The sequence below is a fragment of the Metabacillus kandeliae genome, from assembly GCF_021166585.1.
GTDB classification, from domain to species: Bacteria; Bacillota; Bacilli; order Bacillales; family Bacillaceae; genus Metabacillus_B; species Metabacillus_B kandeliae.
Map to the genome: position 1 here is coordinate 84,125 of NZ_JAJOZE010000011.1, position 24,827 is coordinate 108,951.

The 24,827-nt window shown below is 46.4% G+C and carries 26 protein-coding genes and 1 riboswitch; of the genes, 11 read left to right on the plus strand and 15 right to left on the minus strand.

Annotated features, from left to right (window positions below; genetic code table 11):
- Nucleotides 1-52 precede the first annotated feature (52 nt).
- Nucleotides 53-1,393 carry an MFS transporter gene (locus tag LRR81_RS17650; RefSeq protein ID WP_231790750.1) on the plus strand — a complete coding sequence of 447 codons (1,341 nt, stop codon included), beginning with the start codon at nt 53-55 and terminating at the stop codon, nt 1,391-1,393.
- 66 nt (nt 1,394-1,459) lie between these two features.
- Here LRR81_RS17650 and LRR81_RS17655 read toward each other — a convergent pair whose 3' ends face one another.
- The 6 genes from LRR81_RS17655 to LRR81_RS17680 form a co-directional block, all read right to left on the minus strand.
- Nucleotides 1,460-1,669, minus strand: coding sequence for a hypothetical protein (locus tag LRR81_RS17655; RefSeq protein WP_231790720.1), 210 nt, complete (start codon nt 1,667-1,669; stop codon nt 1,460-1,462).
- Nucleotides 1,670-1,783: 114 nt separating this feature from the next.
- Nucleotides 1,784-2,629 (minus strand): RnfABCDGE type electron transport complex subunit D, encoded by an 846-nt coding sequence (locus LRR81_RS17660; RefSeq protein WP_231790721.1) that lies wholly within the window; start codon nt 2,627-2,629, stop codon nt 1,784-1,786.
- Nucleotides 2,626-3,555, minus strand: coding sequence for an FAD:protein FMN transferase (locus tag LRR81_RS17665; RefSeq protein WP_231790722.1), 930 nt, complete (start codon nt 3,553-3,555; stop codon nt 2,626-2,628). The genes LRR81_RS17660 and LRR81_RS17665 overlap by 4 nt, the downstream gene beginning before the upstream one ends.
- 17 nt (nt 3,556-3,572) lie before the next feature.
- Nucleotides 3,573-4,223 carry an FMN-binding protein gene (locus tag LRR81_RS17670; RefSeq protein WP_231790723.1) on the minus strand — a complete coding sequence of 217 codons (651 nt, stop codon included), beginning with the start codon at nt 4,221-4,223 and terminating at the stop codon, nt 3,573-3,575.
- 290 nt (nt 4,224-4,513) lie between these two features.
- Complete coding sequence (locus tag LRR81_RS17675) at nt 4,514-5,563, minus strand: FAD-dependent oxidoreductase (RefSeq protein ID WP_231790724.1); 1,050 nt, start codon at nt 5,561-5,563, stop codon at nt 4,514-4,516.
- A gap of 24 nt (nt 5,564-5,587) precedes the next feature.
- Nucleotides 5,588-6,325, minus strand: coding sequence for a YqcI/YcgG family protein (locus LRR81_RS17680; protein WP_231790725.1), 738 nt, complete (start codon nt 6,323-6,325; stop codon nt 5,588-5,590).
- Between the two features lie 241 nt (nt 6,326-6,566).
- Here LRR81_RS17680 and lepB point away from each other — a divergent pair, with 241 nt between their 5' ends.
- Nucleotides 6,567-7,118, plus strand: a complete 552-nt coding sequence (gene lepB, locus LRR81_RS17685; RefSeq protein WP_231790726.1) for a signal peptidase I — start codon at nt 6,567-6,569, stop codon at nt 7,116-7,118.
- A gap of 529 nt (nt 7,119-7,647) precedes the next feature.
- On the opposite strand, the gene LRR81_RS17690 is transcribed toward lepB, so the two are convergent.
- Entirely contained in the window at nt 7,648-7,974 is a 327-nt protein-coding gene (locus LRR81_RS17690; RefSeq protein ID WP_231790727.1) for a hypothetical protein, read from the minus strand.
- 481 nt (nt 7,975-8,455) lie between these two features.
- Between LRR81_RS17690 and LRR81_RS17695 the strand changes: the two genes are divergently transcribed.
- The 4 genes from LRR81_RS17695 (at nt 8,456) to LRR81_RS17710 (ending at nt 11,870) form a co-directional block, all read left to right on the plus strand.
- The gene (locus LRR81_RS17695) at nt 8,456-9,061 is read left to right on the plus strand and encodes a class I SAM-dependent methyltransferase (RefSeq protein WP_231790728.1); all 606 of its coding nucleotides are present in this window, start codon (nt 8,456-8,458) and stop codon (nt 9,059-9,061) included.
- 278 nt (nt 9,062-9,339) lie between these two features.
- Entirely contained in the window at nt 9,340-9,540 is a 201-nt protein-coding gene (locus LRR81_RS17700; RefSeq protein WP_231790729.1) for a hypothetical protein, read from the plus strand.
- Nucleotides 9,541-9,558: 18 nt separating this feature from the next.
- Nucleotides 9,559-10,869: an FAD-dependent monooxygenase gene (locus LRR81_RS17705; protein WP_231790730.1), complete on the plus strand. Its 1,311-nt coding sequence runs from the start codon at nt 9,559-9,561 to the stop codon at nt 10,867-10,869.
- Nucleotides 10,866-11,870 (plus strand): class I SAM-dependent methyltransferase, encoded by a 1,005-nt coding sequence (locus LRR81_RS17710; protein ID WP_231790731.1) that lies wholly within the window; start codon nt 10,866-10,868, stop codon nt 11,868-11,870. Before LRR81_RS17705 ends, LRR81_RS17710 begins: the two co-directional genes overlap by 4 nt.
- Before the next feature lie 11 nt (nt 11,871-11,881).
- Here the strand turns inward: LRR81_RS17710 and LRR81_RS17715 are convergent, their stop codons facing one another.
- The 8 genes from LRR81_RS17715 to LRR81_RS17750 form a co-directional block, all read right to left on the minus strand.
- Nucleotides 11,882-12,061, minus strand: a complete 180-nt coding sequence (locus tag LRR81_RS17715; RefSeq protein WP_231790732.1) for a hypothetical protein — start codon at nt 12,059-12,061, stop codon at nt 11,882-11,884.
- 77 nt (nt 12,062-12,138) lie between these two features.
- Nucleotides 12,139-12,564 carry an organic hydroperoxide resistance protein gene (locus tag LRR81_RS17720; RefSeq protein WP_231790733.1) on the minus strand — a complete coding sequence of 142 codons (426 nt, stop codon included), beginning with the start codon at nt 12,562-12,564 and terminating at the stop codon, nt 12,139-12,141.
- A gap of 60 nt (nt 12,565-12,624) precedes the next feature.
- Entirely contained in the window at nt 12,625-13,404 is a 780-nt protein-coding gene (locus LRR81_RS17725) for an MBL fold metallo-hydrolase (RefSeq protein WP_231790734.1), read from the minus strand.
- 16 nt (nt 13,405-13,420) lie between these two features.
- Nucleotides 13,421-14,944: an FAD-dependent oxidoreductase gene (locus LRR81_RS17730; protein ID WP_231790735.1), complete on the minus strand. Its 1,524-nt coding sequence runs from the start codon at nt 14,942-14,944 to the stop codon at nt 13,421-13,423.
- Between the two features lie 169 nt (nt 14,945-15,113).
- Nucleotides 15,114-15,641, minus strand: coding sequence for a peptide-methionine (S)-S-oxide reductase MsrA (gene msrA / locus LRR81_RS17735; RefSeq protein ID WP_231790736.1), 528 nt, complete (start codon nt 15,639-15,641; stop codon nt 15,114-15,116).
- On the minus strand, nt 15,638-16,696 hold the full coding sequence (locus tag LRR81_RS17740; protein ID WP_231790737.1) for an LLM class flavin-dependent oxidoreductase: 1,059 nt from the start codon (nt 16,694-16,696) through the stop codon (nt 15,638-15,640). The genes msrA and LRR81_RS17740 overlap by 4 nt, the downstream gene beginning before the upstream one ends.
- Before the next feature lie 15 nt (nt 16,697-16,711).
- Nucleotides 16,712-17,956, minus strand: coding sequence for a carboxylate--amine ligase (locus LRR81_RS17745; RefSeq protein ID WP_231790738.1), 1,245 nt, complete (start codon nt 17,954-17,956; stop codon nt 16,712-16,714).
- Between the two features lie 82 nt (nt 17,957-18,038).
- Nucleotides 18,039-18,143: riboswitch (SAM riboswitch) on the minus strand.
- Nucleotides 18,144-18,191: 48 nt separating this feature from the next.
- Nucleotides 18,192-18,518 (minus strand): thioredoxin family protein, encoded by a 327-nt coding sequence (locus tag LRR81_RS17750; protein ID WP_231790739.1) that lies wholly within the window; start codon nt 18,516-18,518, stop codon nt 18,192-18,194.
- Nucleotides 18,519-18,724: 206 nt separating this feature from the next.
- Here LRR81_RS17750 and LRR81_RS17755 point away from each other — a divergent pair, with 206 nt between their 5' ends.
- The 5 genes from LRR81_RS17755 to LRR81_RS17775 all read left to right on the plus strand — a co-directional run bounded on the left by LRR81_RS17755 (nt 18,725) and on the right by LRR81_RS17775 (nt 24,663).
- Nucleotides 18,725-19,807, plus strand: coding sequence for a D-alanine--D-alanine ligase (locus LRR81_RS17755; RefSeq protein ID WP_231790740.1), 1,083 nt, complete (start codon nt 18,725-18,727; stop codon nt 19,805-19,807).
- A gap of 77 nt (nt 19,808-19,884) precedes the next feature.
- Entirely contained in the window at nt 19,885-21,258 is a 1,374-nt protein-coding gene (locus tag LRR81_RS17760) for a UDP-N-acetylmuramoyl-tripeptide--D-alanyl-D-alanine ligase (RefSeq protein WP_231790741.1), read from the plus strand.
- Nucleotides 21,259-21,594: 336 nt separating this feature from the next.
- Nucleotides 21,595-22,281 carry an alpha/beta hydrolase gene (locus LRR81_RS17765; RefSeq protein WP_231790742.1) on the plus strand — a complete coding sequence of 229 codons (687 nt, stop codon included), beginning with the start codon at nt 21,595-21,597 and terminating at the stop codon, nt 22,279-22,281.
- A 175-nt stretch (nt 22,282-22,456) separates the two neighbouring features.
- A complete protein-coding gene (locus LRR81_RS17770; RefSeq protein ID WP_269448720.1) occupies nt 22,457-23,932 on the plus strand; it encodes a DEAD/DEAH box helicase in 1,476 nt (491 codons plus the stop codon).
- A 233-nt stretch (nt 23,933-24,165) separates the two neighbouring features.
- Complete coding sequence (locus LRR81_RS17775) at nt 24,166-24,663, plus strand: DinB family protein (RefSeq protein ID WP_231790744.1); 498 nt, start codon at nt 24,166-24,168, stop codon at nt 24,661-24,663.
- The last annotated feature ends 164 nt before the right edge of the window (nt 24,664-24,827 follow it).

Sequence of the window (24,827 nt, forward strand, 5' to 3'; positions counted from 1 at the left end):
GGTAATGTTATTTAGTTATGAGAAAGAAGGAGGAAAAAGAAAATTGAATGATGTGAAAGATTTGGACAGTGCCCCGCTGAATAAATTTCATTTTAAAATAACGGCGCTGACCTTTGGAGCGAATTTTTCAGACGGCTACAGCCTCGGCGCCATAGGAACAGCGCTTGCCTTAATCGGCCCTCAGATGAATCTAGGTTCATCGTGGATGGGTCTGCTCGGAAGCTCAGCGCTTATTGGGATTTTTCTCGGCTCTATCCTGCTGGGACGTCTTGGGGATGCCATTGGCAGGCAGAAATTATATTTATATGATTTTTTACTTTTAGCTATTGCTTCAGCTCTTCAATTTTTCGTACAGGGCCCTGTTGAACTTTTCATCCTGCGGCTGATTATCGGATTTTGCATTGGAGCTGACTATGCGATCGGGCCTGCGCTCGTATCTGAGTTTGTACCCAAAAAACACCGCGGCAGCCTGCTCGGAACATTAACCGTTATGTGGACAGTCGGATATGTTGCTGCTTATTTTGCAGGAACATTGCTTGCCCAGGCTGGACCTGATTCCTGGCGCTGGCTTCTTGCAAGCAGCACACTGCCGGCGATTCTCGTCCTGATTCTCAGAATCGGCACGCCTGAATCCCCTAGATGGCTGATGTCCAAGGGAAGGATTGAAGAAGCAAAGGCCATTATTCATAAATATATCGGGGCAAATGTGAGTATTCATGAAGTCAAAAAAGAGAGCAGGACACTTGGTTTCATGGATCTTTTTCGCAAAAAGTACGCTGTCCGCACTGCTTTTGCGGCACTGTTTTATATTTGCAACGTGCTGCCTTATTTTGCAATCTATACCTTTCTCCCGCTTATCCTGGAACAGATGAAAATAAAAGATGAGTTTCTCGGAAATGTTCTTCTTAATGGCTTTCTTCTCCTTGGAGGAATAGCAGGGCTTTGGTTCCTGCATAAAATGACGCGGCGAAAATTCACAATCGGATCCTTTGTGATTCTTGCAGCCAGTTTGTCTTTGCTCGGCATATGGCCAAACGGTCCTTTTCTTTACATGATGCCGTTCTTTCTGCTCTTTACCTTTGTCATGTCAGGTTTCTCAAATATTACCCAGGTGTACCCGGCAGAGCTTTTTCCAACAGAAATCAGAGGTTCCGGCATCGGCCTTGCCAATGGCTTAAGCAGAATTGGAGCAGCCATTGGGACGTTTTTTCTTCCGGTCAGCATGGAATCAATTGGACTCGGGCCCTCAATGCTTTGGCTTGCAGGCGTATTATTAATCGGTGCGGTCGTTTCGATTGCCTGGGCACCTGAAACCGGAGATGTTTCTTTGGATGATGCAGCCAAGGATGCAGAGGGGAAGAGGCTTGGACACGGGAGTCCGCAGGAAGGATAATAAGGAATAAAATTAAAACCCCCAGCAGGCTTAAAAAGTTTGCTGGGGGTTTTTGTTTGCCATAGCTCATCGCGATTCTTTTGGCGGCTGGCATACATCACATTTCCGCTGGTTTTTGTTTTTGAATTTAGTAAATGTTTTTTCAAAGGTATTGCCGCAGGCACATTGAAATTGCAGCTTTTGAGAAAAACCATGGTATTCCGTTGAAAGGAGTTTACTATCTGAATTTTTTTCAACAAATTCTCTGATTTCACTGATTGTCCATCTTTTGTTCATCTGTTCCACCTCCATATGCGGAGGCTTTCATGGCTTCCGTATATTGATCCGTATATTATAACATGAACGGCTGCTCTATTAAATGGAAGGAGGGAAACTAAGAGTCCATCTGCATTATGCTATTTTCAGCTTTTTTCCTGTAAAAAAAGCTTTCCATGCATTTGCCGCAAGCAGTCCTATTAATAAATAAGACAAACCGCCAAAAAGGAAATATACAGCACAGCTTACAAGAGCGGCAATGATCCCGAACCACACCTGATCCTTGTATTTTGCCGGCGATGTCGGCGGGTCGGTTACCATGAAAAAGGCCAGAAACAAAGCAGAGTTAATGAAAGGATTGCGCAGGGCATCTGATACAGCACCAGTCCCCATGAAAGCCATGATGAGCATGATAAGGCAATACGTTCCCATAAAAGAGAGCACCTGCGGGAATTTATTGACCTTGCTTGTGACCAAAAAGCCTGCAATCAAAAGAATTGCCGCAAACCATACGGGAAGAAGCGAAAGGCTTCCCCACCAGCTTTGACCGCTTGAAAACAGAAGCAGAACCGCAAGCAGTCCGAAGGCAGCCGGATTGAACAGCGGCTTTTTCCTTACTCTAAACAGGTGCTTGGACAGGATCGCTGCAGCAGATGCCGCTGCAGGAACGTATGCCGGTTCAGCCGGATTAAGAACGAGGGCGATGATCAGGCCTGTTAAGATCGCGCCATCTGGCAGCCGAAGTTTTTTCTTTAATCTGAAGGACAAAATACTGTCCAGCACCGCAGCCGTTAAAACGGCAATCCCGGTGCTTTTAATACCTTCCATTCCTCCTGCATGCAGGCTTCCGGCTGCTCCTAAAATAAAGAGAATAGCCAGCACATACCCTTTTGGGGTTCTAAAGAACTTCTGGAGGGGGTGCGGTGCGGCCCGGTCCTCGATTCTTTCATATCGGCCTGCTCTTGTTTGATGTGTATTCATCCTAATACTTCCTCCATTCCTTTTGAAAACGCAGTGTGAAAAGAAGGCTCGATGAGCATCCCCTGCAGGCCTGCTCTTTCCAGCAAAGCTTTTCCATTGTCAGGGCCGAGGATAAATGCTGCAGCTGAAAAAGCGTCAGCCATCATGGCAAACGGCGCGAGGACCGTGCAGCTGACGAGACTGCCAGCGGATTTTTTCAGTGATGGGTGCATTAAGTGATGCTCAGCAGCATTCACAGGACTTCTGCGTGCATAGCTGCCTGAAGTGCAAATGGCCTTATTCGAAAGCTCAATCGTGCCGGCAAGCTTATCCTTTTCAGCAGGATCCTGAATGCCGACCTTCCACTTTTCACCATGTTCATTTAAACCCCCGGCGTAAATATCGCCGCCCGCATTTATTAAAAATCCTTCAAATTTGTTCAGCTCCATCGCTGCAAGGTCAATCGCAAGCCCTTTTGCTACAGCGCCCAAATCAAGAATCAATGGTTTTTTCAGCAGAATCGTCCGCGCCGCTTCATCCAGTTCAATATCTGTATAAGCACCATCCTTTTCGGCCAAATCACTATGCTGCCTTTTTCTCGTTAAGTAGTGCCGGTTAAATCCATAGTCTTCCATCAGCCCGCCGATAGCAGGATCAAAAGCGCCGTTTGTTTCTTTTGCTACGGCAAGAGCGAACCTGACTGCCTCAAACAGTGTGTCGCTTGCCGGCTGAGGGGTGCCTGCTTTTTTGATCAGCTGCATCACTTCGCTGTCAGAGGAAAAGCGGCTGCAAACCTGCTCAACATGCCTAAAGGCGAGAAAAGCCCGCTGTACAGCTTGAGAGGCACTTCTTATATTGGAATCCCGCAAGACTACTTGAATGGTGACGGTCGTATCCATATAGATCGAGGCTTTTGTAAAGACTTCCTGTTTGTTGACTGCCTGCATTTTTAGAAAACCTCCTTTTACGCCTGCTCTGCCTGTGCCAGAGCTTCGTCAACTGCTGCTTCAAAGGCTTCAGCGCTCAGAGTGGCACCGCTGACAGCACTGACATGCGAGCTTTGGTTTTGAACAACTTCCTCCGGAAAGCTCTGAATGTATGAGTCTGAGTAATGAGTATCACAATTTGTAATGTCTACCTTGCTGATTTTTCCGCCTTTAATCTTCACGGACACTTCAACGCTGCCAATATGATTGGAACCCTGACCTGAGTAGGTTCCGTCTTTGTAGCTTGCCTGGGTACTACTCTGATTGGAGCTGCTTGAGGAGCTTGAATCCTGTCCAGAGCTGTTATCAGCTGTGCCGCCGTGAAAGGTGTAGCTGTCAGAGCCTGAGTCATCATTGGATTCATCTGAGTCCTGCTGCCAATCCCTGTTCTCATCTCCGTCATTATCAAAATCATCATTGCCGTGATGATGATGGCCGCGATCGAATGAAGGGTTTTCCACAACAGGTGCAGGTGCCTGAGTTTCTGCAGCAGGCTGCCCTGAAGCCTCCTTCTGCTCCGGCTGTTTGCCCTCAGCCTGAAGCGGCTGGGTTAGCGTATATCCGCTTATATAAATTGCTCCTACTGCTGCTGAGCACAATGCAATCATTTTGTTTCCCATCTTTGCCATGAACGGTTCCTCCAATTTCTTAGGATAACCCTACTGTATAGGAGGATTTTTAAAAAACTTTTAAAAACAGGCTTCGTTAAATTTGGCTGTTGATTTCCGTTTCAGGCGTCCGCTTTCCGCGGGGCGGGCGGTGAGCTTCCTCGGCGCCTTAGCGCCTGCTAAGATCTCACCTGTCCCGCTGCTCCCGCAGGAGTCTCCCGCCTGGAACGTAGATCAACAGGAGCGTGAAAATCATTATTCTTCTTTAACGGAGGCAAAATAAAAAACTGCCGTCAATAATGAGGCAGCCTTTAAAAAGAACCCATATAATCCTGATCAATCTTCCGTTTCAGCTTCCAGGCAAATGATCCTTTGAGCCCAATCGATCCGCGCATAAGAAAACCTTCTCTGTCGCCTATGGACAGAATCGACAGATATCTTTTTTGAGGTGAGAAGGGCTTCAGTGTTCGTCCATCTGCATATCTTCTGAAGTTTTCCCAGAGAATTTCGCCTTGCCTGATCGCATACAGGCCGTTTTTAGGAAGAGAGGGATACTCCGTGAGGGTCACACAGTCTCCTGCGCCAAAAACCCCTTGCCGTTGAACAGATTCCAGAAAAGAATCCACCAGCAGAAACCCGTTTCTGTCAGTCATTAGAAAGGATTTCGCCAATACCGGATGCGCGCTGGGACCGCCAAGGAAGAGCAGGCTGGAAAAGGGAATCTCCTTCCCTGAGGAAGTAATGAGAGAATGCGGCTGAATTTGTTCTGCTTTTTCGGAAAGAAGCCTGATACCTTTCCTGCGGGAAATGCTTTTCAATTTGCCGTTGAATTTTTCCGATATGTATGGTTCGGGGCCTACAAGGACGACAGGCGTTTTTCTGCTGTTTTTTTTCCGCCACGCCTGTACGGAAAGAGCGAGCTCTAGGCCTGCTGCGCCGCTTCCAGCAATAACAGGCGCCTCGCTTTCTCTAAAATCCATGATTGAATCAGTGAAATGAAAATTAGGCTTAATCGGCAAAGCTTCTTTTTCCTGCTCGCTTGACCCAATATCAAAAGAAAGCAAATCATAGGAGAGCACAGACCCGTCACGGCAGAAAACCTGCTTTTTCACAGAATCTGCAGAAAACACCTCTGTTTGAAGAAAGGTTATTCCCGCCCGCTCCGCTGTTTTTTTCAGATCCACACGGATCTCTTCATCAGAGTAAATGCCTTCTGCAAAGCCTGAATACATCCCGGAATAGTATTGATGCCGGGAAGGGGAAATAAGCGTGATCTGCAATTTTGGAAGGGAAGGCAGCTGCTTCAGAGAGAGCCCGAATAAATGAGCATGTCCGCCTCCCGCTAGAATAAGATGCTGCATATGAAACTCCTTTTAAGAGAACGTCTATTTTTTTAATCGATGAAGGCGGTGAAAAGGACAAGCAGCTGAAGCAGATTGGTCGTCGTTTAAAAAATACTGCTTCCATTCAAAATTATCATCATTTCCGTATTGGTTCAAATCTGGGTGAGCAGGGACAGCATCATAGTTTTCGAGCCTGTTCCGAATGTTCTCCTTTACCCGGCTGGCAAAAGCCGGCTTGGCGTTAAAGACATCCAGCACCCATCTTGGGGTAATGGCGAGCATCAAATAAGGGAAGCTTCTGCTTTTTCTGCTGGTGTGGGCCGGCGTTCCGCAATAAACAAAATACTGTTCCCCGCAAAAGCAATATTCCCATGCGCTGTCCATAGGGTTCTCTGGAATATGTCCAGGCCACTCCATTTCATCATACTTTCCTGTCTCTGAAAGAATGAACCAGAAAAGCTCTTCATATTCTTTTACGGAATATGAACCCTGCACCTCTGCCGGGGTTTGAAAAAAGAAAATGAGGGACGTATAGCTGCCGAAATCCTTCGCTTTTTCTCCAAAAGCTTTTAGTGCCTTTGCAAGGGACTGGCTGCCTTCCTCTCGCCGTGGATCACCGCCGAATGCATACCGGAGCTGGCCGGATTTGAACCCTTTTACCGCAGGAATGCAGGGGAACGGATCTGCAGTGCTGGACAATTTTTCAGCAAACAGCCTGTAGGCATCCTGTTTCCAGCCAGCAGCTTCTTTGAGCAGCTGCTGATCATATAATTGAGACATCAGGGCATCCCTCCTCTATAATCAGCATATAAAGAGAAGGAAAATAGGTGACTGTCCCTTGTTTGGATTAAAATCCCAGTTATATTTCAATTGTTAAAATATGTGTTTTACTTGCAGAGATTCTTGTTTATTGGGCAAAGTTCTGTAAAGATAGATTTCAGTGAGAAATAATCACTGACTGCAGGTAGAAAATACTGGTATAATGTAGAATAGAACAAAATTCAATAGGTGGGATAATGGAATGGCGAAGAAAAAAAGCGAAGCAGGTTCATGGATTAAATCCATTTTGCTTGCACTGGTTATTGTGTTTATAATCAGGCAATTTTTATTTGTACCGACAGTTGTGGAAGGTGTTTCCATGATGCCGACGCTTCAGGATGGCAACCGTGTAATCGTCAGCAAAATCGGTGATCTGCACAGGTTTGACGAAATTGTCTTCCACGCGCCAGATGCTCCGAAAGATTATGTTAAAAGAATCATCGGTTTGCCCGGGGACTCTATCGAAATGAAAAATGACAAGCTTTATATCAACGGGAAAGCAGTACAGGAGCCTTATTTGGATGACAGCCGCAAACAGCTTCAGCCCGGAGAGCTCTTGACAGAAGACTTCACACTTGATGAGCTGACAAACAAGAAAGTGGTGCCAGAAGGCTACCTTTTCGTAATGGGTGACAACCGCCCGAACAGCCACGACAGCCGTGCAATCGGCTTTATCAAAAAAGACTCAGTAGTAGGAAAAGTCCAAGCCCGCATTTGGCCGCTGAATGAACTTGGCTCAACAAAGGGCTTCTAATAGGAAAAAGTGAGCAGCTGCCTTGAGGCGGCTGCTTTTATTATTTCGTGAGGTTTGGTCCCGCATATAAAGCTCAGATTCCGCATGCTATAAGAGAATTCCACATGTAAACCTTGTAACCTGCACGTTTGAAAGGGAACCTGCAGATAAAAATCTGAAACCCGCAAATAAAATTCCAAAACCTGCAAATAAAATCTCAAAAGCCGCATATAAAAGTCTCAAACCCGCACGTATTTCGCCTCAGAAGCCTGATTTTTTGCTCAAAAATGCGTTGTAAGAGTAAAACGCTTAAAAAATGAACGAAATCTTATAAAACTTTGTTGAAAAGGCGCAAAACAAGAGGATAATTCATAATTTTGAACTCTGCTAGATTCACCAAGCGGCCCTTTATTTTCACGAAAGGCCGGTTACAAAGAGCAGCCTGTATGTAGGCGAGTCTATGAACAAAAAAAGCACCTGCACAATTGTGCAGATGCAATGCGATAGGGGAATACGTTACCATCATTGCCTGATCCCAGCAAATTCATACCTATCCGCAGTAATATTTTTTCCAAATTTCATAGGAGTCATCGCAATCCTTCCAGTGGTGGCTTTTGCACCAGGCAGACCACCAGGAAGTCCAGTCAAAGAAGTTCCACCAGTTTTTTAAGTCTTTTTCGTTTTTAGGCGGAGGGGTTTTTGTTTTTACATCAATTTTTAGCCACTTGAACAGCTCATCTAAAAAGGAGAATGTCAAAACAGGACCGCTTTTCGCCTGGTAGCTGGTAACAGAGGCTGCTTGGGCATGTGCCGGAGAAGCAGAAAGAATGATGCCTATTGCAAGTGCCATAGAAAGAATAATGGCTCCCTTTTTCATTTTTTCACCTCCTATTTACTTTATATAGAACATAAACGTTCACTATTAAGAATTTTAAACCAGAGTTTGCGAAGTGTAAATATTTTCCTCTTATTTTGTCTGGCAATTAATCGGCTGTCCGGGCCCCTGCCTGTTCACGCTGCTGCTTGCCTGCATAAGATAAAAGGCATGGCAAATCTGGTGAGAACGGAGGTGCAGCATGGCATTCGGATTTTTCGGAATCGGCAGACCGGGTATCGGCCCTGGTTTTCGTTTAAGAAGGAGAGGACTGCGCAGACCAATTGCAGGTCCAGGATTTCGCAGAGGCTATTTCCGCCCCTATTAAATAAAAAAGCGCAGCCGTCAGGCATGCGCTTTTCTTATGTTTAAAAAACTCTTTTTTGTGATACTAAGTAAATAGGCTTCTTTTCTTACTTTTCACTTATGCCGAATGGACGAATCTAAGGACTGACAAAATCAACTTCATGCGGGGTGCGCAATTATGCTGGGTATTTTAAAACGGAGCTTCTCAAAGCCGAAGGGGTTTTTCGGCAGTGTTGCCGGACATATCATGGCGCTTGAGAACAGAACGATTAATAAATGGACGATCAGCAGGCTGAAGATAAAGCCTGGCGATTGTGTGCTGGAGGTCGGTTTTGGGCCTGGGTATGGAATGGAGCACATTTTGAAAAATTATCCCGCAGTGAAGCTGGATGGTTTAGATGCATCAGAGACCATGAAGGAGCAGGCAGAGAAGCGTCTGCAAAAGTACGTGGAAGAGGGTACAGTGAAATTCATGGTTTGTGATGTGGAAAGAGCAGAGCTTGAACACAGCCATTATCATAAGATTTTATCAGTAAACAACTATACGATTTGGAAAAATCCCCAAAATGGTCTCAAGCGTCTTTGCGAAGCGCTGAAGCCCGGCGGCCGAATGGCCATTACAATGCAGCCGCGGGAAGAAGGAGCAAGCCCTGAAAGGACAAGAGAATTCGGCAGATTAATTGAAGGGGACATGAGAACATGCGGATTTCAAAATATTACGGTGAAATATAAGAAAGTCCACCCCGAACTGACAGTTTGCGTTACAGCCGATAAACCTAAGTAAACAGCCTGAGCAGGGCTGTTTTTTAGTTGTGTTTTCCCCAGGGCTAAACGAGCGGCCTCCGCTTTTCTAAATTGTCCAGCTCCAGCCGCTAGCCCCTCGAGGTCATAAGCCGCTCATCCAGGGAAAGGTAAGACCACCTTTCCCCGGCTGAGCGTCTTATGCTTGTCGGGGCTGAACGAGCGGCTTGCGCTTTTCTGGAGCATTGGCACCTAATGAAAAGGTTTGTATTCAGCAGGCGATGGGAAAAGTTCCATAAATAGGAATTGGAGGGGAAAGCCATGAACACGTTTAACGAGTCTGCGATTGCATCCTATATTACCTCTATGGCGGAAAAGAACTGCAAACAGCTTGATGATCAATCACTTTCTGATCTAGATAAGGGAAAGCTCCTTGGGAAGATGGAGGCATATAATGACTTTCTTGACCGGTTCGGATTTGAGAGGGTGGAATGCAGCAATATTCCGCTTGATCAAAAGTAAGGATAAGGCGGTGAAAGCATGAAGACCCAGGTTCTCGTGATAGGAGGCGGCGTCGGAGGGCTGACCGTGGCTTTAAAGCTTGCGAGGTGCGGTGTTGAGGTGTGTGTGATTGAAATGCTGAAAGGCAGTGCGTCCATGTATAAGGGGGAGCTGCTGCAGCCGAAAAGCATTCAGATTCTGCAGGAGCTGGGGCTCAGAAAGCATGTGGAAGCATCCGGCCATCGAATCAATGAAATCGAAGTGGTTGAAAAACGGGAAAAACAAAACCAGTTTACAACCATCGGCTGCTCTTCGATGAATTACAACATTCTCAACAGCCCTTACGATTATGCCATTATGGTGCCGCATGAAAAGTTAAAAAGCATTCTCTTGGATGAAGCAAAGAAATACAGCTCATTTACGTATATACAGCCTGGAAGATTTAAAGGATTTAAAGGAAAAAAAGCGATTGTGGCGATGGAGAAGGAAGAGGTGGAAGTGGAAGCAGAGGTGTTTGTCGGAGCAGAAGGCAGAAAATCAAAAACCAGGGAAGCGATGGATATTAAGCTGAAGGAACATAAATATGATCATCATTTTTTAACGGTTTCTTTTCCAAGGCCTCCCGATCTGACTGAGGGAAAAATGATTGCCACTCCGCATACCTTTCTTGGGCTTTTTCCATTGCCGGGGAATATGGTCAGAACTGTGTACCTGATTCCGAGCGGAAGCTACAAAGACATGAAGGAAAAAGGGATAGAGCATTTTTATAAAGCCTATTCAGAGCTTTGCCCTGAGCTGAGTGAATATGTAACGCATATAAAAAGCTGGCGCGAAATTCAGCTGATGATTCCGGTGCATTTTAATGCTGGGCAATATGTGAAGGACAATGTGGTGATTATGGGAGATGCCGCGCACAGCGTCCATCCTATGGCAGGCGAAGGGATGAATCTGGCGATACAGGATGGGGATGTTCTCGGTGAACTGCTCTGCTGGATGAACAGCGAGCACGGCAATTTATCGTGCTTGAAATGGTATGAGAAGGTGAGAAAGCCGAGAGTCAGCAAGGTTCTTCAGCTGAGCCACCTCTCCGCTTTAGCCTATTCAAAGCCGTTCCGCTACTTTCCGAACGTAAGAAAGCGCGCGATCCATCAAATGACATCTGATGAAAAGCTCCATACGAAGCAGATGCTGAATGTTTCAGGTCTCGGCTTCTGGAGGGAATCACTTTTGGACAGGTTCGTTCAAATGGGAATTTTGCCTGCAAGGCATTATGGAAGCCTTCAGTATGAAGGCCATATATTCAATGAAAAAACGGACTATCCTTGGGAGGAAGGAGGGAGCCTGCAATGATCATCAGCGAGTATGTAAGGGTGCTGAAGGCAAGGGGATGGATGAAGCGGAACATGCCTTTCTTGTACAGCTGGCATGCCTATGTCGGCTATGAGCTTGATTTGTATGAAGCATTCCGGAAGCCGAAAACGGTGGAGGAAGCAGCAAAGGAGCTTTCGCTGAAGGAGGATCTGCTTGAACGCTGGGTTGATGTCGGACTTGCGATTCATTATTTAAAAAGAACTTCGAAAGAGCAGTTTAAAACGGCCAGAAGCTTTATGCTCCCTTCCAGCAAAAAGGATCCAAGGTCCACAGGTGTTCTGCTGAAGGAAATGATGGAGCTTCATATCCCGACATTGCTCAGCTATCCAAAGCTTATGCAGACAAAATCCAAGGTTAAACAAACGTTTGATCATCAACAGCATGGTCCTGTTGTAGCCGAAACCTCTGCGCTTCTTGAACAAGTGGCCTACCCTAAAATTGCGGGGCTGATTAAGAAAAACAGCATGAAGAAAATTATTGACGCCGGCTGCGGACACGGAGGCTATTTGAAGAGACTGTCTGAAGTTTTTCCAGATCTGCAAATGACAGGCATTGAACTGAACGATCAGGTGGCAAAAGAAGCCGGCAGCCGCTGCACAAGCTGCAGCAATATTAAGGTAGAATGTGCAGACGCTCTGAGCTATCAGCCGCAGGAAAAAGCGGATTGCGTGATGATCAACAACCTGCTCCACTATCTTTCCCCTGAAACAAGAATCGCTTTATTCCGGCAAATGGCTCTCTGGCTGACAGAGGGAGGAATGATTTCCGTCATAACACCGATTCAGCATTCCCGGCATGGAAAGCAATTTTCAAGTGTGTTTAACAGCTTTTTTGCCGCCTTCGAAAATCTTTATCCTGTACCGGATGAGGAGGAATTAAAGATTATTGCTGACAGTGCCGGTATGACTATTACAGACTTCAGGCCTGTCGTGAAGGAAGGCGGCTGGTACTTCCTGACGATGGAAAGGATCGGAGATTAATTTCAGAATTTTCAATTCTTTTTCTTTTTGCGGTAAATTTTTATTAGAATAAACATGATCAAAACGGCAAAAAAGGCAATGACGGCAAGAATAGCTGTTGTATTAAAGCCTTTTAAAGAAATGTTTATATAAGCAATCGCTGCCGTAAGAAGGAGAACCAGGATATACATCGCATTTTCCATCTTTCTCAAAAAGAATCCCTCCAAACAAAAGACGGAATGCTTATCGCTTCCGCCTTTTTTTCTATGTTCTGTTTTGTTGGACCAGTTTATTCGCCTTTTGCTTTAATGGTCACATCAATGTTGCCGCGTGTAGCTTTGCTGTATGGACATACTTGGTGAGCGGCCTCTGCCAGCTCTTGAGCGGTCTCCTGATCCACACCTCTTAAATTTACATCAAGTTCAACAGCAAGCTTGAAGCCGCCATCTTCTTCATCTTTGCCGATTGAGACGTTGGCTGTTACAGAGCTTTCCTGAACGTCCGCTTTTTTCTGCTGAATGACAAGCTCCAGTGCACTTCCGAAGCAGGCAGAATATCCAGCAGCAAACAGCTGCTCAGGGTTTGTGCCTTCCTCGCCTTTGCCGCCCATTCCTTTCGGTTTCACAAGGGAAAATTCTAAAAAGCCATCAGAAGATTTTACTTGGCCTTCACGGCCGCCTGTTGCAGTAGCAGTTCCGGTATACATTGGGTTCATAATAAATTTGCCTCCTTGGAATGTTTTATGAAATCAGCTGCGCCAGCTGTGTTTCCGTTTTTAAACGTTCACGTACTTTCCATGCTTCGGGATCACTTCACTCCGGAAGTGATTTTTCATATGCTGAAGTTCCTGGTGCAGCTGTTCGCCGTAAAACGGCCTTCCGTGACCTGTAATGGCTGTTTCAGGATCTAAAGCAGCAAGCTTTTCCACTGAATCCTCTGCATGCGCCCAATCTGTCGTAAAATAGGCCGGCGGTCCGTGCAGCTCCTTCTTCTGAGTTGCAACGGCCAGAAAGGATTCCTGCTTCACAGTTGTAAAAGCGTCTCCCGCTATAAGGACTTTATCCGTTTTTCTGAAAAAAGAAACATGTCCAGCTGTATGCCCTGGTGTATACACCCATTCCCAATCAGGGAGGAACGGAACGGAAAAGTCTTTCGGAAGCGGCTGGACTCTGTTTCCAAGATCAATTCCTTTTTTCGGATAAAGAGGGGATAAAAGAGACATCATTCCTTTTCCAACTGCAGGATCGGGGCTGCTGTAATTTTCTTTGCCCGTCAGATAAGGCATTTCGGTTTCATGGGCATAAACAGGAACGTCCCACGTTTCGGCGAGCTTGCGCAAGGCACCGACATGATCGAAATGGCCATGTGTCATGATAATGGCTTTAGGGCTGGTTCCGAAAAGTTCATTGGCAGTTTTGATAATGGAAGAGGAGCAGTCCCCGACACCTGCATCTACTAGCACCCAGTCTTTTTCATTTCCTGAGGAGACAAAAATCACATTGGCCATAATGGTTCTAAGATAATGAACGCCATCTGCCACATTAAACTGCGTCATTTTCTTCCCAGCTCCTTCAGTTTAATTTTTTAAGAGGTGTATCAGCAGGCCCTTCCACAACTTCCCCGTCAACAGAAAAGCGTGATCCGTGGCAAGGGCAGTCCCAGGTTCTGTCACCGCTGTTCCACGCAACCTCGCAGCCCATGTGGGTGCAGGTGGCATCAACAGCTGTGATCTGTCCATTTTCATCCTTGTAAACGGCTGCTTTTTGGCCGTTGTAATGAACAAGCGCTCCTTCATCAGGATGAAGCTCTTCCATTTTTTTATCAGCAGGGCTGAGCTTTCCGCCGATCAAATGTCCTGCCACATTCGTATTTTCCGCTACAAGTGTTTTCAAGCCGGGATCTGCTTTAAAGCGGGAAGGGGTAAACAAGTCTGCATATTTATTTTCTTTGCCGATTACATAATCTCTTGCCATCACGGCAGCAGCTGTACCGAAGGCCATCCCCCATTTTCTGAAGCCGGTTGCAACAAATACATTAGGGTAGTCCTCTGTTAAATGTCCGATATAAGGAAGCGTATCAACGGAAAAAAGATCCTGCGCCGACCACCGGTAAAGAGTTTCCTTTAGGTCCAGATCAGTCTGTCCAAAGGTTCTGAGCGCCTCATAATGCTTCATCGTATCCTTGCTTTGCCCTGTTTTATGGCCTTCGCCGCCGATTAAGATCAGTTCTTCGCCGTTCATCGGGGTATAGCGGATCGAGCGGGATGGACTGTCAGCACTTAAGTACATGCCGCCTGCATACGGCTTTGAAATTTTGCCTGCCACCACATAGGAACGCTCTGGATGCAGCCGCGCAAAATACATGCCTTTGCCGTCCATAAAAGGAAAGTGAGAGCACGAAACAGCATGCCTGCACGTGACAGTATGGCCGTCGAGTGTTTTCACCTTGGCAGGTGAACCTTTCTCCGCATCGTTCACACGTGTATGCTCATAAATTTGAACGCCCATCGCCTGAAGCTCTTTCACAAGAGGGATCAAGTATTTAACAGGGTTGAACTGCGCCTGGTTTTTCATCACAACGCCGCTGTGGATTTTCAGGCCGATTGGAAGCTGATCCACATAGCCGCCTGGAATGCCGAGTGTTTCATAAGCTCTGGCTTCCTTTTCAATTTTTTCGGCGTTTTTTTCCTCCGTCACATAAATGTAAGCATCCTGTTCGGAAAAATCGCAGTCTATGGAATGCTCCGAAATCAGATTTTTCATAAGCTGCAGTGCTTCATCATTGGCATCGTAATAGGCGCGGGCTTTTTCTTCTCCAAAATGATGGATCAGTTCATCGTAAATTACGTCATGCTGGGCGGTAATTTTAGCTGTGGTATGGCCTGTTGTGCCATTTACAAGAAGATCTGCTTCCAGCAGGGCAACGGAGAGCCCTTCTTTCGCCAGCAGATAGGCAGCGGTAATCCCGGTAATTCCCCCGCCGACAACAGCTGCATCCACTTCAATGTCAGCTGAAAGGGCAGGAAAGGACGGCAGCTTGCCGCTTTCTCTCCAATAGGGTTCTGGGCGGTGAGGCAAATGCGTATGATCTGTCACAAACGTTCCTCCTTTAAAAATCTCTCTTTGGTAACTTTTCCAATTGAAAGGAATACATGTATGAAAAATTCCCTTTAAACCATTGGGCCAAACTGGGGATTGAGAAGGGATGTGCGCGATGAAAGTGAAAAAAAAAGAGCCGGCTATTTAACAGCCGGCTCACATTCTCTTACCAGTTTTCCTTTAAAAAATCCTCCCGGCCTGACTCCACTCGTTCTGCCTTGTACTTTGCCGGGTTTTTCTTATAGAAATTCTGATGGTATTCTTCTGCTTCATAAAAGGGTTCTGCCTTTTGAATAGGTGTTACAATCGGCTTTCTGAACCTGCCGCTTGCTGCAAGCTCCGCCTTGGAGGCTTCCGCCTGCGCTTTTTGCTCTTCTGTATGATAGAAGATGGCTGTCCGGTAGGAGTCGCCGCGGTCAATGAACTGTCCGCCGGCATCTGTTGGATCGATTTGCTGCCAGTACAGCTCCAATAGCTTCCCGTACGGGAAAATCTCCGGATCAAAGCGGATTTGCACCGCTTCTGCGTGTCCTGTTCCGCCTGCTTTGACGTCTTCATATGTCGGGTTTTCTTTCTGTCCGCCTGTATAACCGGATACAATCCCGTGAATACCAGGCAATTCATCAAATGGTTTGACCATGCACCAAAAGCAGCCTCCTGCAAAGGTGGCAATGGCTTCGTTATTGCTGCTCATCTATGACTACCCCCAAGTTGTTTTCTTCTTTCCTCTACGATCGGCATGACCTGCTCTGAAAACCGCTCCATCTCTTCCAGCTGAGGAGAAAATTGAAGCAGCAGAAGATCAAGCCCTGCCTTTTCATAAGCAAGGATTTTATCAGCAATCTGCACAGGCGTCCCGACCAACCCCGGACGCAGGCCTCTATTGGAAACAGAGTAATCCTGAAGCTGCAGCTGCTGTTCAAGCTGAGACTTTGTGGTGAAATCCTTAAAGCCCGCATAGGCAGAGGATTCCTTCACGTCTGTAATTCTGGCGAGCTCAAGGGCTGCTTCTTCTTCTGTGTCCCGGCAGATCACATACGCTGCCATGCCGAATGACTGAAATGGCTCCTTATTGATTGTGCTGCGGAGATGTTTCATACCGGCAATTTTTTCGGAGATTTCGCGAAGCGTGCCCCCGTGCATCACGTAAGCATCGCAATATTTGGCAATTGTTTCTTTGCCGCGCGGGCTTTCACCGCCTGCATACAGGACAGGATTCGGTCTTTGCACAGGCTTTGGATGAAGGGAAGTGTTTTCAAGCTCGTAATACTTTCCTTTAAAGCTTGCCTCTTCTTCTTTCCAGAGCGTCTTTAATACTTGAATAAATTCCTCAGTTCTGTCATACCGCTCATCATGCTCTGTAAAGATGCCGCCATACTGTCTTGCTTCTTCCTCCCACCAGGCAGAAACGACGTTCAGCGTCAGGCGGCCCCTGCTGATTTGGTCTATATTGGCGATTGTTTTCGCTGCAATGGCCGGGTTATGAAATCCTGGCCGGATCGCGGTCATAATTTCCATTTTCTCCGTGACTGCAGCAAGGGCTGCGGCTGTTGACCAAGCTTCAAGGGAGTCATGCTCAGGCCCTTTAATATCATTCAGGAACAGCTCCGCAATCAGCGTTGTGCTGTAACCCCATTCTTCCGCAGATTGCATCACTTTTTTCGCGTAGTCAAATGTGGCTGGCATCTTTTCATTCTCTGCATTGCGAAGCCAGCCCCCGAACAATGGAAGCCAAAAACCATATTTCATTTGATCTGCTCCTCTCTAGCACGGGCATACATAGCCGCTTTGGTATTGATTTTTCAGCAGTCTGACAGAAGGCGTGGGGTCATCTTCATCATAAACGGCATCAATCAGGTTACCGGAAGGCATTTTCCCAGATACGAAGTGAGTGAGCTCCTCATCAGTCAAATGCCCATGAACGTGATTCGGCCTTTCCTGTTTTAAACTCATGTAATCCTGATAGTAAACCCATTTGGCATAGTCCTTTACAGGATGCTCCTGTCCGATAGGAAGTCCAAGTGCATCGCGGTACGCCAAAAGAGGAAGGTTGACACCTGCAAAAACAGGAAGCCCGATCCATTTCCATACTCTTGTATTCACGTCCAGCAGCTTGTAGGAACCGTCCCGCTTATCATAAATAAACTCAATTTCTGAAATGCCGTAATATCCTGCTGCATTTAAAATTTTCGCTGCATCTGCCACAAATTCATCAACCGGTGACGACTCTACAAGGCACCCTGTTCCGAAGCTCTGCGGATATTGCTCAAGCTTTCTCCCTGTAAAATAGCCTTTTACTTCACCTGTGGTGTCCACATACGTGCATAGGGAATAAAAATCAGACAGTGCTTCCCCGACAATCTCCTGAACGACAACAGGGTGGGGGGCAGCGGCTGCAATCGCATCTGCCAGCTCTTCGCGGCTTTCTGCCGTAATGGCTTTCTTTTGAAAAGCTTCATAAAAGCTTCGCTGTTCAATGGGCTTCACGATGCACGGGTACGGTATATCATCAGGTATAGAGCCGTCTTTGTCCCAGTCATTCGGGTACCATGTAGCAGGAATCGGAATGCTCAGTTCAGCTGCTCTTTTATACAATTTTTCTTTATTCAAAAGGGATTCAACTGCTTCCCATTCGGCAAATGGAAATTCATAATGGGCTTCAAGCTGTTCTCTGTGCCTTGAGACAGCAAGGACCCACTCATCATTGCACGGGTAAAGTACACCTTTTTGCGGAAGCCTTTTGCCAATCTCAAGAAGCAGTTCGATAAACGCCGCTTCTTCTGTAAAAGGATTTGGGCACAGGACGCTGGCAAATGCATATTTTGAATGGAGGCCGACTGCTCTCCCGTCCCGGTCCAAGGCAATAACAGGAACGCCTGCTTTGCCAAGCGATCTGGCAATGGCAAGCCCTGTAATATGAGCATTAAAAACGACTGCCGGCGCCTTGTCCTTTGGAAGATCCTTCAGCTCAAGCCATAATTCATTTCCTTGTATAAATAAATCGTTCACTGCTGCTTTCTCCCTTCTATGAACACAAAAAAACTCTCTTCTTGAGGAAGAAGAGAGTTGACGGCTGAATGTAAATGCTCTCCTCTTATCTCTCAAACAACTAAGTTTGCAGGAATTGGCACGGTGTCATTGCGATCCGTTGCCGAGGTTTCACAGGGCCTTGTCCCTCCACCTCTCTCGATAAGAGTGCTATGAAATTAAGGATTAGTGTAAAAGTTTTTTCAATTTTTGTCAATCAGGAAACAGCCAGTTTTTCTTGAAGAAATTCCTGTACCTGCTCCGGAGTTTTGGCATTAGCACTGTGAAGGTGGCCGAGTTTTTCACCGTTTTTGAATATCAGAATGCTTGGGATGCCCATGACCTGATGCTGCTCTGCGATCTCAGGAAGCTCGTCCTTATTCAGCTCATACCACTTATAAGCTTTGTATTCTTCAAGAATATCTCCGATAAAAAGGTTCATCCGCGTGCAATCAGGGCACCAGTCAGCGAAAAACTTAACCAGCACTTCCTGCTCGCTTTGGATAATCTGTTGAAACTGTTCAGCTGTTGTAATTTTTTCCATCTTGCAACCTCCTTGGATTCTGTTTTCTATTCTAAACGAAATAGGCTCCCGCCGTACAGGCAGAGAACTTAAATTTGAGAGAGGTGCCGAATGGTATGTATACGGTATGCTGTGGGGTATTAAAATCTTTTCTATAACATTCCTCTATCCATGCGTGCCAGAAGTGATAAAATAGATTAGATGAATTTTTCTTAGGGGGAAACCACATGAAAACCAAACTTGGCCTGATTTACGGCGGCAAGTCAGCAGAGCATAATGTATCCTTGCAGACAGCACTGGCCGTCATCAATGCTTTGGATACTGATAAATTCGATATTCACCCGATATATATAACAGAAAAAGGAGAATGGCTCCGCGGCGCTCAGCTTGAAGGAAGAGTTTCAGATGTTTCTGTTCTGAAACTATCCGGCGGAGGAGCTTCTGTTTCTCCAATGGAGCTGAACGGTGCGCTGTTTCCTGCTAAACAGGAAAGCAGTGAAGCAGTTGACGTGATCTTCCCGCTTCTGCACGGACCAAACGGCGAAGACGGCACTGTGCAGGGAATGCTTGAATTGCTGAACATTCCATACGTAGGGAACGGCGTGCTCGCATCTGCGGGCGGCATGGATAAAGTTGTGATGAAGCAGCTGTTTGCCCAGGCGGGTCTTGCACAGGCAAATTATGTGTGGTTCATCCGCAATGACTGGCGTAATGATGAGGAAGCAGCCTACCGGGAAGTTGAAAAAGAGCTTGGCTATCCTTGTTTCGTAAAACCGGCGAACCTTGGTTCAAGCGTCGGCATCAGCAAATGCAAAAACCGCGAAGAGCTGGCTGCTGCCTTCTCGTCTGCTTTTGAATATGACCGTAAAATTATCATTGAAGAAGCGATTGCAGGCCGGGAAATTGAAATCGGCGTGATCGGCAATGATGAGCCAGAGTGTTCTGTTACAGGAGAAATTGCTCCTAAAGTAGAATTTTACGATTACAAAGCAAAATATGAAGACAGCACAACTGACCTGATTATCCCTGCTGATATCACCCCGGGTGAATATGAGCAAATAAATGAAATGGCCATCAAAGCCTTCAAAGCGATTGATGGATCAGGTCTTGTACGCGCGGACTTCTTTTTAACAAAGGAAGGTAAGGCGCTGATCAACGAGGTTAACACAATGCCTGGCTTTACGCCTTTCAGCATGTTCCCTCTTCTCTGGAAGGAAAGCGGACTGGAATATCCAAAGCTGATTGAGCGCCTTGTGCAGCTTGCACTGGAACGCCACGAAGACAAACAGCAGATTAAACATACGTTTTAAGCAAGAGAGGCACTATTCAGCAGATGGATAGTGTTTCTTCGATTACATATCATTCTATTAAGCAAGGTGGGATCCCGATGATCAAGAGAACATTAATGCAAGTGCAGGAAATGGCAAAGGGACATGGTTTAGCAGCCCGGTACGAAGACACGGTTATCACAGGTGTTTCTACTGATTCCCGAAAAGTGGGAAAAGGCTCGCTTTTCATTCCGTTAAAAGGAGAAAACTTCAACGGACACCTTTATGCCCAAAAAGCGCTTGATGAAGGTGCTGCAGCGGTATTGTGGGGCGAAAGTGAAGAAAATCCTCCGGAAAATGCACCGGTCATTCTTGTAAAGGATACCCTTCACGCACTCCAGCAGCTGGCCAAAAGCTACAAGGAGCAGCTAAGGGTAAAAGCGATCGGCATCACAGGCAGCAACGGAAAAACCACAGCAAAGGATCTGACAGCAGCTGTCCTGTCTACAGGATTCCGCGTGTATAAAACACAAGGCAACTTCAACAACCATATCGGCTTGCCTCTCACCCTTCTCAGCATGCCGGAAACAACGGAAATTGCAGTTCTGGAAATGGGAATGAGCGCTTTTGGCGAAATTGAACTGCTCTCGAAAATAGCGGAACCTGATGCTGCCATCATCACAAACATCGGGGAATCCCATATGGCTGAGCTTGGTTCAAGAGAAGGCATTGCTGATGCCAAAATGGAAATTGTAAAAGGCATGAAGCCTGGAGGCCAGTTTATCTATTTCGGAGATGAACCGCTCTTAAAAGAAAGGACGGAAGCGCTTCGGTTTTCCACCAAGCCTGTGACCTTTGGAAAGAGTGCAGCCAACGGCTACTACCCGACAAACATTGAGCAGACAGACAAAGGCGTCACCTTCAGCGCCCATCCATTCCAGGACGCCCTGTTCATACCTGTACTCGGCGAGCACAACGTATGGAATGCTCTGGCCGCAGCCGCCGCAGGTCAATACTTCGGCCTCACAGAAGACCAGATCAAAGAAGGTCTTGAAGGCCTGCAGATGACTGCCATGCGCCTTGAACTTTCCAAAAGTGAACAAGGATGGTCTGTCATCAACGACGCCTACAATGCAAGCCCTACCTCCATGCTTGCTGCCATCAAACTGATGGAAGACCTGACAGGATATAAGCGGAAAATTGCTGTACTTGGAGACATGCTGGAACTCGGTGAATCAGAGGCAGAATTTCACCGCGGGGTAGGGGAGAAAATCCATTCCGATAAAATTGACTATGTGTTTACGTTCGGAAAATTAGGTGAAGAAATTGCCGCAGGGGCAAAAGCCAATTTTGCCGAAGGAATGGTCAAAAGCTTTACAGACAAATCAGCCCTGATTTCAGAGCTGAAATCACTTGTGCAAAAAGACGACCTGCTTCTTGTGAAAGCCTCAAGGGGCATGAAGCTGGAAGAAGTTGTCGCTGCCCTGGTATAAACTGAAGGCAGAGAGCCGCTACATCTTCTGCTCTTTAACCTTCTTGAATTACGTTATAGGACAAAGTCGATTTTTGATCGCCTGTTGATCTACGTTCCAGGCGGGAGACTCCTGCGGGAGTGCAAGTGACGGGAGACCCCGCAAGAGCGCAGCGATGAGGAGGCTCCCGCACTGCCCGCGGAAAGCGAACGCCTGTAACGGAAATTAACAGCCAAATTTAACAGAGCCAATAATAAAGAAATCATTTTTAATTACGCTTTTTGGGATAAACTAGATAAGGGAAAATTGTTTAAACGGGTAAATACATAACATCTGAATAAAGGATGGTGGAGATCCGTGACAGGCTGTTTATGTATTCATGGATTTACAGGGGGGCCCTATGAAGTGGAGCCTCTTGCACAATACCTTGCAAAAAATTCCGGCTGGGATGTCCGCGTTCCAACGCTTCCAGGCCATGGGGAAACACTGAATTTAAGAGGAATAAAATTTAATCAATGGGTTGAACACGCAGAAGAAGAATTAAAAAATCTGCTTGCTAAAGAAAATGAAGTCTATTTGGTCGGATTTTCGATGGGCGGCATGATCGCCTCCTATCTATCCATAAAGTACCCCGTAAGCAAGCTGGTTCTTTTAAGCGCCGCAGCCTATTACGTCAACCCGAAGCAGATTTTCCGCGATATTCTCGGAATGGCAGGAGATATCCGCCACCGCCGGCTTAAGGAAAATGAGCTGTTCACCCGCTACAAAAAGAAGTTTCAATCAACACCGATCAGTGCTGCTTACGAATTTCGAAAGCTTGTGAAATACGTAAAACCGCACCTTTCAGACATCCGGATTCCTGTCCTGATCATCCAGGGAGAATCAGACGGCATCGTGCCGGTGAAAAGCGCACGCTACCTTTACAGCCATGTCGGATCTTCTGAAAAGAAGCTTTGCTTTCTCCCGCAGTCAAAGCACCTTGTCTGCCTTGATTGTGAATTTGACATTCTGACAGAAGAAGTGGACGCATTTTTAACAGGGTAAATGGATGGAACAATCTCCCTGTGAGAGAAGTCTTATTGTGCATTCTGTGATATAGTGCTATGATTAAATGTAAAGTGTTTACGGGCTTGTTTATGAATTTTCCCTGAAAAGGTTTATTATTTATTGAATATGAGTCTGTGAAGACTAAGCAGATATGATAAAGGAGTATGATACATTGACTACAAAGTTTCAAGATTTAGGTATTAGCGAAAACTTAATGAAGGCTATCAAGAAAATGGGATTTGAGGAAGCTACACCAATCCAGGCGCAAACCATTCCTCTAGGCCTGCAAGGCAAGGACATCATTGGACAGGCACAGACAGGTACAGGAAAAACTGCTGCATTTGGTCTTCCTTTAACGGAGAAAATTGATTCTGACAGCCAATCCATTCAAGGAATTATTATTGCACCAACAAGAGAATTGGCAATCCAGGTATCGGAAGAGCTTTACAAAATTGCCTATTACAAGCGTGCACGCGTTCTTCCTATTTACGGCGGACAGGACATCAACCGTCAAATCAGAGCCCTGAAAAAGAACCCGCACATCATTGTGGGAACGCCAGGCCGTCTGCTTGACCACATCAACCGCAGAACACTTAAGCTTTCCACCGTTCACACAGTTGTACTGGACGAAGCAGATGAAATGCTGAACATGGGCTTCATTGAAGACATCGAAGCCATTCTGTCCAATGTTCCAGAAGAACATCAGACACTTCTTTTCTCTGCTACAATGCCGGACCCAATCCGCCGCATCGCAGAGCGCTTTATGAAGGATCCAGAGCTTGTTAAAGTAAAAGCAAAAGAAGTAACCGTTCCAAACATCCAGCAATTCTACATCGACATTCAGGAGAAAAAGAAATTTGACGTGCTGACTCGTCTTCTTGACAGTCAGTCTCCTGAGCTTGCGATTATCTTTGGCCGCACAAAGCGCCGTGTAGATGAATTGTCTGAAGCCCTGACTCTTCGCGGCTACGCTGCAGAAGGCATTCACGGCGACCTTAGCCAGGCGCGCAGAATGTCTGCACTCCGCAAATTCAAGGACGGCAGCATTGAAGTGCTTGTTGCAACAGACGTTGCAGCCCGCGGACTTGATATTTCAGGTGTCACACACGTTTACAACTTTGACGTGCCTCAAGATCCTGAAAGCTACGTTCACCGTATCGGACGTACTGGCCGTGCAGGCAAAAACGGTATGGCAATGACATTTGTAACGCCAAGAGAAATGGACATCCTGAAAAACATCGAGCGCACAACAAAACGCAAAATGGACCGGATGAAGCCGCCGACTCTTGACGAAGCGCTTGAAAGCCAGCAGACTGTCACACTTGAAAAACTGCGCAGTGCTATGGAAAGCGATAATCTTGCATTCTACACAAAAGCTGCTGAACAGCTTCTGGAAGAATTCGATTCCGAAACCATCATTGCAGCTGCTATCAAGCTGATGACAAAAGAACCAAACCAAGCACCTGTCCGTCTGACAGAAGAAGCTCCAGCTCCATTCAAAAAAGGCGGAGGCGGCTACCGCGGCAAACGCGATGGCGGAAACTACAACCAGCGTTCTGGCAAAAAGACCGGAGGCCACAGCCGTCCTTATGATAAAAACCGTTCTTCTTCACAGCAGCGCCGGAAGAAGCAATATTCTTCCCAGTGATGTGAGTGAGAGTGTTCCCTTTTGAGGGGGGCGCTCTTTTTTTGTTTGATCGGTCTTAATCCCCCTTGGGACAAGGTCAGCAGTGATTGTCCCTTTCAGGACAGGAAGATTGTACAGCAGGGGACAGACCGCAAAGAAAAATGGGGCCAGGGACTCATACACTTCCCACCTTACAGCACCCGATGGACATGCTAAAATAAAGTGAACCAAAAGCAAACCAAGGAGGGAATTCCATGTTTTCAACAGTAAATGAATTCTTAGAAGAATGGAAAATGGAAGCAGGCATCACACAAAAGGTTTTGGAAGCAGTAACTGATGAGTCCTTGAACAAGGAAGTTTCACCTGGCCTTTACAGCATTGGAAGCCTTGCATGGCACCTGGCAGGGTCTGTGTACTATTTTCCTGAAGTTGCAGGCATTAAAGTGGAACATCCTGATATGGAGCAGAAGGGCCAGCCGGACTCTGCGCAGGAAATTTTGGACACATACAAAACGATCAGCAGCAATTTGATGGGAGCACTGCCTGAACAAGTTTCAGATGAGCAGCTTAGCGAAGAGAAGGACTTTTTCGGCATGAATATGAAAACGGCCGATATTTTGCGTCTTTTGATTCAGCATCAGGCGCACCATCGCGGCCAATTATCAACCCTTATGAGACAGAATGGTTTGAAGGTGCCAGGCATCTATGGCCCAAGCAAGGAAGAATGGGAAGCTATGCAGTCTCAGCAATAATCGAGTAAAAGCCTGGAAGCCAAATTGGCTTCTGGGCCTTTTTTTATCCTGATGCTCACAAAAATACCTAATAGCAAATTTTCAAAAAACTAGTTGCAATCGTTTCCAATCAGGAGTATGATAAGTTCCAGAAACGTTTCCGAAACGTTTTGGAGGATTTTGAA

Excerpts from the sequence above, each read along its gene's own strand:
- LRR81_RS17700 (WP_231790729.1), top strand. The coding sequence starts at position 9,340 with ATGAACACGTTTAACGAGTCTGCGATTGCATCCTATATTACCTCTATG.
- LRR81_RS17755 (WP_231790740.1), top strand. The coding sequence starts at position 18,725 with ATGAAAACCAAACTTGGCCTGATTTACGGCGGCAAGTCAGCAGAGCAT.
- LRR81_RS17670 (WP_231790723.1), bottom strand. The coding sequence starts at position 4,223 with ATGGCAAAGATGGGAAACAAAATGATTGCATTGTGCTCAGCAGCAGTA.
- LRR81_RS17740 (WP_231790737.1), bottom strand. The coding sequence starts at position 16,696 with ATGAAATATGGTTTTTGGCTTCCATTGTTCGGGGGCTGGCTTCGCAAT.
- LRR81_RS17760 (WP_231790741.1), top strand. The coding sequence starts at position 19,885 with ATGATCAAGAGAACATTAATGCAAGTGCAGGAAATGGCAAAGGGACAT.
- LRR81_RS17705 (WP_231790730.1), top strand. The coding sequence starts at position 9,559 with ATGAAGACCCAGGTTCTCGTGATAGGAGGCGGCGTCGGAGGGCTGACC.
- LRR81_RS17690 (WP_231790727.1), bottom strand. The coding sequence starts at position 7,974 with ATGAAAAAGGGAGCCATTATTCTTTCTATGGCACTTGCAATAGGCATC.
- LRR81_RS17775 (WP_231790744.1), top strand. The coding sequence starts at position 24,166 with ATGTTTTCAACAGTAAATGAATTCTTAGAAGAATGGAAAATGGAAGCA.
- LRR81_RS17660 (WP_231790721.1), bottom strand. The coding sequence starts at position 2,629 with ATGAATACACATCAAACAAGAGCAGGCCGATATGAAAGAATCGAGGAC.
- LRR81_RS17655 (WP_231790720.1), bottom strand. The coding sequence starts at position 1,669 with ATGAACAAAAGATGGACAATCAGTGAAATCAGAGAATTTGTTGAAAAA.
- LRR81_RS17710 (WP_231790731.1), top strand. The coding sequence starts at position 10,866 with ATGATCATCAGCGAGTATGTAAGGGTGCTGAAGGCAAGGGGATGGATG.
- LRR81_RS17695 (WP_231790728.1), top strand. The coding sequence starts at position 8,456 with ATGCTGGGTATTTTAAAACGGAGCTTCTCAAAGCCGAAGGGGTTTTTC.
- LRR81_RS17675 (WP_231790724.1), bottom strand. The coding sequence starts at position 5,563 with ATGCAGCATCTTATTCTAGCGGGAGGCGGACATGCTCATTTATTCGGG.
- LRR81_RS17725 (WP_231790734.1), bottom strand. The coding sequence starts at position 13,404 with ATGACGCAGTTTAATGTGGCAGATGGCGTTCATTATCTTAGAACCATT.
- msrA (WP_231790736.1), bottom strand. The coding sequence starts at position 15,641 with ATGAGCAGCAATAACGAAGCCATTGCCACCTTTGCAGGAGGCTGCTTT.
- LRR81_RS17720 (WP_231790733.1), bottom strand. The coding sequence starts at position 12,564 with ATGAACCCAATGTATACCGGAACTGCTACTGCAACAGGCGGCCGTGAA.
- LRR81_RS17750 (WP_231790739.1), bottom strand. The coding sequence starts at position 18,518 with ATGGAAAAAATTACAACAGCTGAACAGTTTCAACAGATTATCCAAAGC.
- LRR81_RS17680 (WP_231790725.1), bottom strand. The coding sequence starts at position 6,325 with ATGTCTCAATTATATGATCAGCAGCTGCTCAAAGAAGCTGCTGGCTGG.
- LRR81_RS17665 (WP_231790722.1), bottom strand. The coding sequence starts at position 3,555 with ATGCAGGCAGTCAACAAACAGGAAGTCTTTACAAAAGCCTCGATCTAT.
- lepB (WP_231790726.1), top strand. The coding sequence starts at position 6,567 with ATGGCGAAGAAAAAAAGCGAAGCAGGTTCATGGATTAAATCCATTTTG.